Below are 12,589 nucleotides of genomic sequence, written 5' to 3'. Positions count from 1 at the left end.
CCGGGCAACCACCGCAGCCGGTGCTACGACGTCGCCAGTCGCAGCTCATCGACCTCAGCCTGGAACCCGGCCGCCGTCAAAGTCTCCTCAGCCTGCCGCCAGTGCTCCCGAGCCTCGTCCACCCGCCCGGCACGCTCCAAAGCGTTGCCCAGCACCCGCAACGACCGCCCGAACTCCGGCGGCGAGTCCATCTCGCGCTTGCGCGCCTCGTCCATCGCCAGCGAGGCCAGTCGCAGCGCCTCCTCCGGTGTGGCAGCGAGCCCGGAACGCAGCCGCCACACCCAGATGCGGCCCGGCACGTCGTCGTGCTCCTCGAAGAACTCCCACGCCTGCTGCAACTGTTCTTCCGCCGCATCAGCAAGGCCGGACCGGACCAGCGTGTCCGCCAGGAACACCCGGATGTTCGCGGCCATGTCCGGGTCGCCGAGCTTCTGCGCGGCCGCCAGTGACGAGCGCAGGAAGTCGGCGGACATCTGCAGTTCGCCGGTGAACTGGTGCAGCCGCCCGAGTTCCAGGGTCGCCATCAGCTCGCTCTGCTCGTCGCCCAACTGGCCGGCGACGCGGCGGGCACGGTCCAGGTACTCCTGTGCGGCGGCGAGACCGCCGGCACGGCGTTCGATGGCGCCCAGGGAGCACAGCACCTCGATCTCGCCGTGCGGGTTGCCGGACTCGACGAACCGCGTCATCGCCTCGCGGTGTGCCTCACGGGCTTCCAGCGAGCGGCCGCTCCACTCATGCATCCAGCCCAGGCCGTACCAGGCGTAGGCCTCGCCCCACACGTCTCCGGCCGCGGCGAAACCTTCTTGCGCGGCAAGGAAACAAGCCGACGCGTCGACGTAGTCGTGGTGGCGGACGCGGAGGATTCCGCGCTGCTGGAACAGGATCGGCTTGCGTTCCGGCGGTGCGCACGACAGGCCGATCTCGTTGATCTGCTCCCAGTCGTCGAATCTGGCGCGCAGGTCGCAGAACGCGGAGGAGCGGATCGCCAGCTCTGCCGCCAGCGCGCCCAGGCCGAGGGCCGCGGCCTGGGTGATCACGGCGTGGATGTTCTGCCATTCCGCGTCGAACCAGTCGGCCGCGTCGCCGAGGTCGAAACGTTCCAGCGCCAGCGGTTCCAGCCGGATGCCCTGGTGCGGCAGCTCCACGTCGGCTCGCGTGGCCAGGTCCAGCCATCGCTCGAACAACGCCTTCAGTGCGCCTGACGGGTCCTCGTCCGCCGCTTCCCTGCCGAACGCGCGCAGCAGGTCGTGCAGGCGGTAACGCACCTGGCCCACCGCGTCCCGGCCCGCGTAGTCGACCAGCCGGGCGTCGACCAGGGCCTCGACGTGGTCCTCGGCGTCGTCGAGGTCGAGGCCCAGCAACGGGGACGCGACCCACGCCGGGAAGTCCGGGGTGTCGACCAACGACAGGAGCCGGAACGCACGGCGGTGCGTCTCGTCCAGGCCGTCGTAGGACAACGCCAGCGAGGCTCGCACGTCGAGGTCGCCCAGCGACAGCTCGTCGAACCGGCGGCGTTCGTCGGAGAGCCGCCCCGCGAGCTTGGCGAGCTGCCAGTGCGGGCGGGCCACCAGCCGGGCCGCCGCCACTCGCAGCGCCAGCGGCAGCTGGCCGCAGTACGTCACGATCGCCTGGGCCGCAACGGGTTCCGCCGCGCACCGAGCCTCGCCGACCGCCGCGCGCAGCAGTGACAACGCGTCTGCGGAGGGCAGCACGTCCAGCGGCACGACGTGGGCGGCTTCCAGCCCGGCCAGCGCCGCCCGTGACGTCACCAGGGCCGCGCCCGAGGACGTTCCCGGCAGCAGCGGCCGCACCTGGGCCTCGCCGATCGCGTTGTCCAGCACGACCAGGATCCGGCGGTCCGACAACAGGTCGCGGTAGAGGTCGACCCGGTCGTCCACAGAGGACGGGATGGCGCCGCCGGCCACGCCGAGGCCGCGCAGCAGGCGGTCCAGCGCGGCGGCCGGCTCGACTGGCCTCTGCTCGCCGCCGCGGAGGTTCAGGTACAGCTGCCCGTCCGGGAACGCGTCCCGCACCAGGTGCGCGCAGTGCACGGCCAGCGAGGTCTTGCCCACGCCGCCGGGCCCGGTGATCGTCCACGTGCCACCGGCGCGCAGCCCGGCCGTGAGCCGCACCACCTCGTCGGACCGGCCGGAGAAGTCACCGACCGCGGGCGGCAGCCACGACGGTCCCGCCTGGACGGGGACCGGGGCGGACGACCCCGCGAGCACCTCCATGTGCAGCGCCCGCAGCTCGGCGTTCGGGTCGATGCCGAGCTCGTCGGCGAGCACCTCGCCTGCGCGCCGGAACACGTCGAGCGCCTGCGCCTGCTGGCCGGTGCGGTGCAGCGCGAGCATCAGCTGGTACCAGAAGCGTTCCCGCAGCGGGTGTTCCGCGACGAGGGACCGCAGCTCGTCGACGATCTTGTCGTGCCGGCCGAGCTGGAGCTCGGCGTCGTTGCGGCGTTCCAGCACCTCCCAGCGCTGCTCGTTGAGGCGCTGCACGTCGGTCTGTTCCATCCGCAGCGACGACACCTGGTCGAGCGCCGGCCCGCGCCACAGCGCCGCGGCCTCGCCGAGCAGCGCCGCCTCGGTCTCCAGGTCGGGTGCGCGCCGGGCCTCCGCGCGCAGCCGCTGGAACGTCAGCAGGTCGAGCTGGTCGTCCTCGACGTGGATCGAGTAGCCGGTCGGCCACGTCCGGACGAGCTTGCGGTCCGCGAGGTCGTCCAGCGACTGTCGCAACCGCATGACGTACGTCTGCAGCGTCGCGCGCGCGGCGCCGGACGGCTCCTCGCCCCAGAGGTGCTCCATGAGCTCGTAGGAGGACACCGGCGCGTTGGCCTTCATGAGCAGTGCCGCGAGCAGGACACGCTGTTTGGCCGAGCGGATCTCCAGAGCTCGGCCCGAGTCGATGACCTGCAACGATCCGAGAACCTTGAACCCCCACCGCCGCTGCATGAGTCGATCCTAACCAGCCGGTAACCGGAGGTGTCAGCGAAATGTCAGCGGGCTTCGTGATGCTTCTCGCCCATGAAGAGGTCGAGCCTGATCGCCGCCGGTGCGTCGGCGCGGATCGGCAAGACCTCCACCAAGATCCGCTGCTGACCCCCGAGCCGGAGCGGCACTTAGGCCCCCCAGCTGGTGCCGCTCCGTTCATGGTGTCGCCGGGGCTCGAAGCCCATACCTCTCCTCGGGTCCCGGCGACGCCTTCCCGTCCTACGCAGCGCCCTGTGACGCGGCCATGAAGGTCGTGAGGCGTGCCGAGAGCTCGTCCGCGGCCTCGTTGCCGCGCAGCCGCTCCGCCTCCTGCTTCAACGGCCGCATCCGGTCCCGCGTGCGGGCCGACCGGATCGGGCCGGAGACCGCGATCGCCTTCTCCCCCGCTTCCCGCGCCTGCTCGGCCTCGTTCTGCACCAGGTAGTTCATCGCCAGTGCGGCGAGCCGGAACGACTGGCTGCGCGACGCGTCCTCTCCGCCGGAGGAGATCGCCCTCGTCAGCATCGGGATCGCGGACCGCGCGTACTTCACGTCGCACGTGCGCGCGAGCTCGGTGTGGACCATCCCGCCGATCGACACGAGGTCGGCCAGGTCGAAGAACCGCGCCCACGGCGGTGCGTCCTCACCCTCGGCGCGACCGAACTCGTCCTCCGCACGCGCGAACTGACGCAACGCCTGCTTCTCCGCGCCCATCTTCGCGAACGCCCACGCCTCGTTGGCGTGCAAGATGGACATGGCCAGCGTGGACCCGCTGGCCTGTGCGATGGGCAGTCCGCGCTGGAACGACGCGAGGGCGTCCTCGGCCAGTTCGTAGTGCAGGTGCACGCGGCCCATCCGGTAGTGGATGTTGGCCTCCAACGCGCTGTTCCCCGACGCACGCGCGAGGCTCATGGCACGACCGAAGTGCAGGTGTGCGGACTCGAGCAGGCCCATGTCGAACGACGCCCAGCCGGCGAGGTTGTGCAGGTCGGCGATCGCCACCTGCAACCGGTGCAGCACCTGCCCGGACGAGCCGGCGTCGAGCAGCGGGTTCGCCCAGTTCAACAACGCGACGCAGGCGTCACGGCACGCGCCACCGCCGTATTCGTAATCCAAAGCCCGCAATGCACTTGTCAGCGTTTCGACATGCCGCACGTCGGTCTTGTCCACGCGAGCCGGAAACGCATCGCTGTCGAACATAGCTGGCCCTCCATGACGTGCGCCGGACACCCGCTGTACAGGTACCCGTCACGCACCGCCGCTACTCACCGCGCCGCCGCCACCATCCCGCTGTTGGGCCTGGTCGGGAAGGGTCTTTCGACTCTCCCAGGACAGGTAGGCGCGCCCACCACAACGCCGTGGCGGTCGCGCTTACGATTCTGGACGGACAAGGTGATCGGAAAGGGGCCATCGAGGTGTCAGCAAAGAGAAGCTGAATCAATTTCCAGTGACGACACCGCACCGGAACGGCCGATCAAGTCACTCTTCCAGACTCACCACCTGGGCCGGGCACCTGTCGATCGCGTCACGAACGCCCGGCAGCAGGTCGGAGGAGGGGTCCGCGATCAGCACGATGCCGTGCCCATCGGCATCCGACTGATCGAACACGTCCGGTGCGGCGAGCACGCACTGGCCCGAACCGATGCACCTGGTCTCGTCTATCCGGACCGGCATCACCACGCCACCGGGATCTCGGCCGCGCCGTAGGTGATCATGTCGGTGCGGTAGTTCATCTCCGTCACCGGCACAGCGGGCCGCAGGTTCGGGAACCGCTCGAAGAGCGACCTCAGCCCGATCTGCAGCTCCGCGCGGGCCAGGTTCGCGCCGAGGCACTGATGCGGGCCGAATCCGAAGCCCAAGTGCGACACGACGTCGCGCTCCAGGTCGAGGTCCTCGGCGCGCGGGCAGAGCGCCTCGTCGAGGTTCGCCATCAGCGACGCGCTCACCCAGTCGCCCGCCTTGATCAGCACACCCTCGACCTCGACGTCCTCGGTCGCCCTGCGGGTGAGGCCGGGACCACCGAGCTGGCCGACCGTGTAGCGCATCAGCTCCTCGACCATCACGTCCGCGCGGCTCGGGTCGCGTTGCAGGATCTCCAGCTGGTCGGGCTTCTCGAACAGGTGCAGCGCGAACAGCCCGAGGAAGTTCGACGTGGTCTCGTGACCGGCCGCGAGCAGCCCGATGCAGAGGAACATCAGCTCGTCCATGCTGAAGTCCGTGTCGTTGACCATCAGGCCGATCATGTCGTTGTTCGTGCCCGCGGCCTTCTTCTCCTCGACGATCGGCGCGAGCACCTCCGAGAGCTTCGTGGCGTGCTCGATGAACTCGTCTTTCGACCCGTTCTTGCCGAAGAGGTCGCCGGCGGTCACCTGGAACAGCTCCTGGTGCTCCGGCGGCACACCGAGCAGCTCGGCGATCACCAGCGACGGCAGCGGCAGGCACAACGAGCTGACCAGGTCGGCAGGGGCGCCCTTGGCCTCCATGACGTCGAGGTGCTCGTCGACGATCTGCTGGATGCGCGGGCGCAGTTCGTTCATGCGTTTGACCATGAAGCCGCGCGAGAGAGGACGGCGCAACCGCATGTGCGCGTCACCGTCGATCCCGTTGATGTTGCCCGGCTGGTCGACGTCGATCACCGGCTCGCCGTCGTCGGTGCGCATCTCCGGCTGGCCGCCCTTGCGGGTGCTGAAGCGCGGGTCGGACAACACCTGCCGGACGCCGGCATAACTGGACACGACCCAGGCCTCGACGCCGTTGGGCCACATCATCTTCACCGGCCCGTCCGTGGCGGCCTCGGCGAATCCGACGGGTGCCTGGAGCGGGTGGTCGCGTTCGTGCATAACGGGGCAGACGGCAGCGTCAGTCACGGGAGTCCTCTCAATAGAACAAAACTGTTCTTTTGAATCCATGACCGAACGTAGCGCAGCCACTACGCCTTGACGAGTTATTTGGGCCGGAAGGTCCCGATCAGCGGTCTCAACAGGCCGTCGACGATGTCGTCGATCACGCCCGGTTCCTCGGAACGCAGAACGAAAGTCGAGATCAGCGCGGTGACGAGCAGGTCGCCGTGCAAGCCGGGAGGCAACTCGCCGCGCGCCTTCGCCCGTTCGATCGCGACCTCGAGCTGCTCCATGTAGGCGCGGTCGATGTGCTCTTCGCGCAGGCACGCGAGATCGGCGTCCTGACGACTGCCCTCGAGCAGACCGAGGAAGATCCCGGCGGTGTCGAACGGCATCGGCTCGCCCCACGAGCGCAGGATCAGCCGGACGTCCTCGGCGAACGCGCCCGCGTCCGGCTGGGGCAGTGCGGGCAGGTTCGCCTTCAACGCGTCCGTGATCAACCGCGCCTTCGACGGCCAGCGCTGGTACAGGCTCGCCTTGCTGGCACGGGCCCTGGCCGCCACGAGGTCCATGTTGAACCGGGCGTAGCCGACGGCGGCCAGCACGTCGAGCACAGCGGTGAAGACCTCTTGCTGACGCTCAGGCGCGTCCAGCGGCATGCGACCCACCGAGCTCCTCCCGTGGCCGAGTGACGTGCACCGTACCGTTGGGAGCGTCCGCGAGCAGACCCGTTCGCTGCACCGACATCCAGCGCAGCTGCGTGCCGTGCAGCGCCGTGATCAACGACTGGATCACCACCGCGTACATCAGCTGCCGATAGACGATCTGCTGCAAGGGGTACGCCCACAGGGGCTTGAGCGACTCGCCGTCGAGCCGCAGCGCGTACCCCGCGCTCGCGGTCTGGATCAGCAGGAAGACCGTCCACACGATCAGTGCGAGGGGTGCGTCCGCGACGAGGAACCCGTACAGCACGTACAGGTCCATCACCGGCGCGAGCAACGGCAGCAGCAGGTGGAACGCGAGCAGGTAGAGGAGCCCGAACCGGCCCATCGGCCCGTTCTCGACCAGCGCGCCACGGTGTTTCCACATCGCCTGAAAAGTGCCGTACGACCAGCGGTAACGCTGCCGGAACAGGCCGTGCAGGGTGGTCGGCGCCTCCGTCCACGCCCTGGCCTGCGGCCGGTACGCGACCCGCCAGCCCGCGCGGGTGACGGCCATCGTGAGATCGGTGTCCTCGGCGAGCGTGTCGTCGCTGACGCCGTGCACGTCGGTGAGCGCGGCCCGGCGGAACGCCCCGACCGCGCCCGGCACGGTCGGGATGCAGCGCAGCGCGTGCAGGATCTGTCTGTCCAGATTGGACCCGGCGCAGTACTCCAGGTGCTGCCAGCGGCCGAGCAGGCGCTGCCGGTTGCCGACCTTGGCGTTGCCGGAGACCGCGCCGACCTCCTCGTCCGCGAACGGCTGCACGAGCTCGCCGATGGTGTCCGGTTCGAAGATCGTGTCGCCGTCGAGCAGCACCAGCACGTCGTGGCTCGCCCGGCGGATACCCGCGTTGAGCGCGGCCGGCTTGCCCTGGTTGGCCTGCCGGATCACGATGACGCCAGGCAGGTCCAGTTCCTCCACGCGGTCCGCGGTGCCGTCCGCCGAACCGTCGTCGACCACGATGATCTCGACCTCGGCGAGGTGGTTGTTCGCGGCGATCGCCCGCACCGTGGCGGCGATGTTGAGCACCTCGTTGTAGGCCGGGATAACCACCGAGACCGGTGGCGCGAACCACGGTGGCGGCGCCTGCTCGCTCTCGCGCCGCAGCCGGCGGTCGGTGTGGGCGAGGCCGAGCTGCATGAGGGTGCGCAGGATGCCGAGCAGGGCGGCGATCGCGATCGCCGTGCCGAGCAGGGCGAGCACGATGCCGCCGTTGCGCTGCGACCACGTGGTGACCGCGCCGGTGAAGCGTTCGGACGCGGTGGCCTCGACCGGGCGGTCGTAGCTGACCGGGACGAACCGGTAGCCGGGCTTGCGAACCAGTTCGCGGGTGATGTCCGCGCCGATGCTGCCGTCGTCGTGCAGCCGGATGACGCCCTTGCCGTCCTGCAGGCTCATCTTCACCAGCGTGCCGATGTCCTGGTGGTCGCGGTCGCCGCTGTCGACCTCCTGCGGTGGCCCGACCAGCCGTGCGTGGACGCCGAGGACGTCGGCCAGCGCGGCCTGCGCCAGCGCGAGGTCGAGCGGGTTCGCCCAGTCGCCCTCGGCGCGGAAGCCGTCGATGCCGATCTGGTGCCCCTCGGCGGCGATGCGGCGGACCACCTCGGGGTGGTGGATGACCTGGACGCCCTTGACGAAGAACGTCGCCTTGACGTCGGCTTCCCGCAGCACGGTGAGGACGCGCGGTGTCCACTTCGGATCCGGTCCGCCGTGGAACGCGAGCGCGAGCGTGTGGTCCGGCAGGGCTCGGTGCTCACCCATGTGCCGCACCGGCTCTGGCCGGACGGCGGCGTAGGCGTGCAGCGACACCACGCTCATCAGCACGAACAGCCCGAGCAGGATGGAGATCCAGTGCAGCCGCGGAGCGCGCTTCACCACGCTCCCAGCAGCGTGCCACCGACCACGGTGGCGAACACGATCAGTCCACTTGCGACGGTCAGGCTGACCAGCCGCGCGACTAAGCGTCTACCGCCGTTGCGGTCGACGAAGACCTGCATTTCCGCTTCCCCCCGGTGACGATGCGGACGACCACGACCACCAGTGCCGCGACGACCGCCGCCGCCATCCACGGGAACCCGTTGACGAGCCACGGGACCGCGTCGGCGGCGAACTCCTTGCTGCTCCCCCACAACGCACGCCTGTGGGACTGCCGCTGCCAGGCCGCGTTGCCCACCGCGGCGACGACGAACACGAGAGGTGGCGCCGGTGCCACCGTCCACAACCCCACGCGACGCACGAGCGCCGAGGCCACGACCGCGCCCGCCACCAGCCAGAGGCCGAACGGCCAGCCGAGGTCGCCCCCGTCCACCCAGATCCCCGCCTGCGCGAACACCGCCAGTACCGCGAGCGCGGCGAGAGTGGGCAGTTGAACCCCCATGACCACCTAGAATAGTTCAGGGGGTGTCCAGTTCATGCAGGCAGGTGGCGGCTATCACCGCACCGCGTTTCTCGTCCTCGTGCGCACCGCGTGGGCGGCGCTGTGCGCGACCGTGCTCGTCGCATCGGGGCTCGCCTGGTCCACTGTGTCCACGATCTCGACGGGCGTCGAGCGGTCCTACGCGATCCCGGACGACGCTCCCCGTTCGGCGTCCGGCCGCAACATCCTGATCATGGGCCTGACGACCCGGCTGGACCTGCACGGCGAACCACTGCCGGACGACGTGCTGCGCCGCATGCAGGCGGGCGAGAGCGACCGCGGCGGCTACAACACGAACACGCTGATCCTGTTGCACATCCCCGCTTCCGGGCCCGCGGTGGCGATGTCCGTGCCGCGTGACAACCTGGTGCCGCTGTCGTCCGGCGGCGAAGGCAAGATCAAGGAGGCCTACGGGCGGGCCAAGATCGTCGAGGAGGACCGGCTGCGCGCCGCCGGAGCGCACGACCGGCGGGAGCTCGAACGCGCCGGGCGTGAGGCGGGACGCCGGGCCCAGGTGCAGACGGTGTCGGCGTTCCTGAACCAGCCGATCGACCACCTCGTGGAGATCTCGCTGATCGGGTTCTTCCACATCGCCGAAGGACTCGGCGGCGTGGACGTGTGCCTGAAGAACGCGACGCAGGACCCGCTGTCCGGTGCGGACTTCCCGGCAGGGCCGCAGCACCTGGACGCGGGCCAGGCGCTGTCGTTCGTGCGGCAAAGGCACGGCCTGCCGGGCGGCGACCTGGCCCGCACGCGCCGGCAGCAGGCGTTCCTGTCCGCCGTGACGAAGCGGTTGAAGGGGGCGGACGTGACCGCGGTGCAGGCGATGATCGACATGGCCAGGCGGGACGTCGTGCTGGACGCCCGGTTCGACCTGATCGGCTTCGCCGGGAACGTGCCGGCGGAGGTGCGGTTCGACACGCTGCCGATCGAGGGCGGCGCGCACCTCGGCGGGCTCGACGTGAACAAGGTGGACCAGGCCAAGGTGCGGGCGAAGGTGACCGAACTGGCCACCGCTCCGCCTCCCCCGCCGCCTAACGGGGGCATCCCCTGCGTGGACTAGGCAATCGACCGGTCAGACAGGATCGGTGAACGAGATCGGCTTGCCGGTGGCCTGGGCGTAGGCGATCTCCCTGCTCGTGGACTCGCCGACGTACCCGCCTGGGTTGACGACCAGCACCCGGTCGGCCAGGTCGATCTTGCGCAGGTGGAGGGCGTGCAGCGCGGTCCTGTGCTCGTCGGTGATCAACTCGTGATCCTCGGTGCGCAGGAAGACGCCTGGCGCGACGACGATGACACCGGCGAGGGTCAGATCACGGTTCGCCGCCCTCATCTCGTCCGCGAAGCGGGTAGAGCCGCAGATGCAGACGATCTCAGGTCGGTCGGGCACAGCTCAGTCCTTCGGGTCGCGTTCAGTTCCGGCGTTCGGTGACCCAGGTCGCGACCTGGGCCCGCGAGGTGAAGCCGAGCTTCTGCAGGATCCGCTCGACGTGCCCCTCCGCGGTCCGGCGCGCGATCACCAGCTTGGCGGCGATCTCCTTGTTCGACATGCCGCCCGCGATGAGGTCGGCCACCTGCTGCTCCCGCCGGGTCAGCGGGGTGACCTCCGGCACCGGCACCGGTTCCTCGGCCAGGTTCTCGCCGATCGCGAACGAGATGGCGTCCTCCAGCTCGAGGTCCATCCCCTTGCGGAACACCGCCCGGAACTCCTGCTCGCCCAACGCCTCGATGGTCGCGGACTCGCACTCCCCGTGCGGGGCACCGAAGTACCGCGATCCGAACATGGGATAACCGACTGACTGCCAGATCTCGGTGGTGGCACCCAGCAGGGTCGCCGCCCGCACCGCGTTGCCCTGCGAGGCCGCGATCCACGCGAGCACCTCGATCGCCAGCACGATGCCGAGCAGGTCGTGGAACGTCCGCTTGATCCGCAGGCACTCCCGGCCGAGCTGGTCCGCCCGCGCGAAGTCGCCGCTCACCCACGCGCACAACGCCAGCACGTAGATCGCGTACGCCTGCGCCCACAGCTCGCCGTGCTCCTCACCGACGGCCTTCGCCTCGACGCAGAGTCGTTCCGCGGCGACGAAGTCGTGCTGGAACGTCGCCGAGATCGCCAGCTCGATGCCCGCGAGCATGGTGTGGCTGTTGACCGTGCCCTGGCCCCGGTAGAGGGCGATGGCCTCCTCGAACAGGCCGTTGGCCTCGTCTAGGTCGTCGCCGACCAGGAGCGTGCAGGCCATCCGGTGCGTCGAGTAGGCCAGCGCGATCCCGTCCCCCGTGGCGAGCGCGTACTGCCGGCACTCCTCCAGCATCCGCGCCGACGACGTGAGGTCGCCCTGCAGCGTCGCCACGTACCCGTTGACCCACAACGCCTCCGCGCGTAGCGGCCCCTCCTCCACCCTCGCCAGCGCGCGGTCGAGCCAGTGTCTGCCCTCACCGAGCATCCCGCAGCAGGCCCAGTAGAACCACAGCGTCGAGGCCAGGTGCACGCCTTGGTGACCGTCCTGCTCGAAGCAGAAGTCCAACGCGGACCGCAGATTCGCGTGTTCCAGACGGGTGCGCGAGAAGATCTGCGGCTGGAGCGGGCCGAACCACTCCTTCTCCCGCCGCTCGGCCCAGTCGATGAAGTGGTCGCGGTGCCGTTCCCGCAGCACGTGCTCGCGTCCGGCGTTCCGCAGCTTGTCCAGGCCGTACTGGCGCAACGGCTCCAGCAACCGGAACCGCGTGCCGCAGGGGTGCATCTCGGCCACGACGACGGACTTGTCGACGAGTCCCGAGAGCGAGTGCATCACCTCCTCGGGCGTGACGGAGTCACCCGAACACACCCGTTCCGCCGCCTCCAGGTCGAACGTGCCGGAGAAGACCGAGGCCCGTGCCCACAGGATCTGCTCGGCGCGGGTGCACAGGTGGAAACTCCAGTCCACCGCGGCCTGCAACGTCTGGTGCCGCGGGTCGCCCCCTCGTTTGGCGTTCGCGAGCACCCGGTACGTGTCGTCCAATCTGGACAGGAGGTGGTCCAGCGACAGCACGCGCAGGCGCACGGCGGCCAGTTCGACGGCCAGCGGAATCCCGTCCAGCAACGTGCAGATCTGGGCGACCTTGTCGTGGTTCTCCCTGGTGACGGCGAATCCGGGCTCGACGGCGGCGGCCCGGTCGGCGAACAGCTTCAGGGCGGGGTCTGCCAGCAGTGGCGCGACCTGCCACAGGTGCTCGCCGTCGACGCCTAGGCGTTCCCGGCTCGTCACGAGGACCCGCAGGCCCCGCACACCGCGCAGCAACGCGCCCACGAGGTCGGAGGTGGCCTCGATGACGTGCTCGCAGTTGTCCAGCACCATGAGCACCTGCCGGTCGCGCAGGTGTTCCACCAGGACGGTGCGATGCTGGCGGACCGTGTCGTCGTGGACGCCCAGTTGCTCCAGGACCGTGTGCACGACCAGGTCGGGATCGGTGACGCCGCCCAGTTCGACGAACCACACCCCGTCGCGGAACGCGCGGTGCAACTCTGCCGCCGCCCGCAGCGCCAGCCGCGTCTTACCGACGCCGCCGACACCCGTCAGGGTGACGAGGCGGGACTCGGAGAGCAGCCTTCTCACCTCGGCGACGTCTTGCCTTCTGCCGACGAAACTAGTTGTGTCAGCAGGCAAATTGCCTTTTTGACC

Annotated in this window: 10 protein-coding genes; 1 reads left to right on the top strand and 9 read right to left on the bottom strand. The window is 69.7% G+C overall.

What is annotated here, in order from left to right:
• Positions 1 to 23: 23 nt before the first annotated feature.
• From ACIA8G_RS32305 to ACIA8G_RS32275, 7 genes are all read right to left on the bottom strand, one after another.
• Complete coding sequence (locus ACIA8G_RS32305) at positions 24 to 2,954, bottom strand: BTAD domain-containing putative transcriptional regulator (RefSeq protein WP_396422484.1); 2,931 nt, start codon at positions 2,952 to 2,954, stop codon at positions 24 to 26.
• A gap of 258 nt (positions 2,955 to 3,212) precedes the next feature.
• Positions 3,213 to 4,172: a transcriptional regulator gene (locus ACIA8G_RS32300; RefSeq protein ID WP_396422483.1), complete on the bottom strand. Its 960-nt coding sequence runs from the start codon at positions 4,170 to 4,172 to the stop codon at positions 3,213 to 3,215.
• Between the two features lie 279 nt (positions 4,173 to 4,451).
• Positions 4,452 to 4,646 carry a ferredoxin gene (locus ACIA8G_RS32295; RefSeq protein WP_396422482.1) on the bottom strand — a complete coding sequence of 65 codons (195 nt, stop codon included), beginning with the start codon at positions 4,644 to 4,646 and terminating at the stop codon, positions 4,452 to 4,454.
• Complete coding sequence (locus ACIA8G_RS32290; RefSeq protein ID WP_396422481.1) at positions 4,646 to 5,839, bottom strand: cytochrome P450; 1,194 nt, start codon at positions 5,837 to 5,839, stop codon at positions 4,646 to 4,648. The genes ACIA8G_RS32295 and ACIA8G_RS32290 overlap by 1 nt, the downstream gene beginning before the upstream one ends.
• Positions 5,840 to 5,916: 77 nt before the next feature.
• Positions 5,917 to 6,471 (bottom strand): TetR-like C-terminal domain-containing protein, encoded by a 555-nt coding sequence (locus tag ACIA8G_RS32285; protein ID WP_396422838.1) that lies wholly within the window; start codon positions 6,469 to 6,471, stop codon positions 5,917 to 5,919.
• Complete coding sequence (locus ACIA8G_RS32280) at positions 6,452 to 8,389, bottom strand: glycosyltransferase (RefSeq protein ID WP_396422480.1); 1,938 nt, start codon at positions 8,387 to 8,389, stop codon at positions 6,452 to 6,454. The genes ACIA8G_RS32285 and ACIA8G_RS32280 overlap by 20 nt, the downstream gene beginning before the upstream one ends.
• 82 nt (positions 8,390 to 8,471) lie before the next feature.
• Complete coding sequence (locus ACIA8G_RS32275) at positions 8,472 to 8,891, bottom strand: DUF6542 domain-containing protein (protein ID WP_396422479.1); 420 nt, start codon at positions 8,889 to 8,891, stop codon at positions 8,472 to 8,474.
• A 34-nt stretch (positions 8,892 to 8,925) separates the two neighbouring features.
• On the opposite strand from ACIA8G_RS32275, the gene ACIA8G_RS32270 reads away from it, so the two are divergent.
• On the top strand, positions 8,926 to 9,993 hold the full coding sequence (locus ACIA8G_RS32270; RefSeq protein WP_396422478.1) for an LCP family protein: 1,068 nt from the start codon (positions 8,926 to 8,928) through the stop codon (positions 9,991 to 9,993).
• A gap of 12 nt (positions 9,994 to 10,005) precedes the next feature.
• Here ACIA8G_RS32270 and ACIA8G_RS32265 read toward each other — a convergent pair whose 3' ends face one another.
• Complete coding sequence (locus ACIA8G_RS32265) at positions 10,006 to 10,320, bottom strand: hypothetical protein (protein ID WP_396422477.1); 315 nt, start codon at positions 10,318 to 10,320, stop codon at positions 10,006 to 10,008.
• A gap of 22 nt (positions 10,321 to 10,342) precedes the next feature.
• Positions 10,343 to 12,523 carry an ATP-binding protein gene (locus tag ACIA8G_RS32260; RefSeq protein WP_396422476.1) on the bottom strand — a complete coding sequence of 727 codons (2,181 nt, stop codon included), beginning with the start codon at positions 12,521 to 12,523 and terminating at the stop codon, positions 10,343 to 10,345.
• Between the last annotated feature and the right edge of the window lie 66 nt (positions 12,524 to 12,589).

The sequence above is a fragment of the Lentzea sp. NPDC051213 genome, assembly GCF_044455585.1.
Classification (GTDB): Bacteria; Actinomycetota; Actinomycetes; order Mycobacteriales; family Pseudonocardiaceae; genus Lentzea.
Note: the sequence above shows the minus strand (reverse complement) of the source record. Positions and strands in the feature narration are given on the sequence as shown.

Excerpts from the sequence above, each read along its gene's own strand:
- ACIA8G_RS32305 (WP_396422484.1), bottom strand. The coding sequence starts at position 2,954 with ATGCAGCGGCGGTGGGGGTTCAAGGTTCTCGGATCGTTGCAGGTCATC.
- ACIA8G_RS32300 (WP_396422483.1), bottom strand. The coding sequence starts at position 4,172 with ATGTTCGACAGCGATGCGTTTCCGGCTCGCGTGGACAAGACCGACGTG.
- ACIA8G_RS32295 (WP_396422482.1), bottom strand. The coding sequence starts at position 4,646 with ATGCCGGTCCGGATAGACGAGACCAGGTGCATCGGTTCGGGCCAGTGC.
- ACIA8G_RS32285 (WP_396422838.1), bottom strand. The coding sequence starts at position 6,471 with ATGCCGCTGGACGCGCCTGAGCGTCAGCAAGAGGTCTTCACCGCTGTG.
- ACIA8G_RS32275 (WP_396422479.1), bottom strand. The coding sequence starts at position 8,891 with ATGGGGGTTCAACTGCCCACTCTCGCCGCGCTCGCGGTACTGGCGGTG.
- ACIA8G_RS32270 (WP_396422478.1), top strand. The coding sequence starts at position 8,926 with ATGCAGGCAGGTGGCGGCTATCACCGCACCGCGTTTCTCGTCCTCGTG.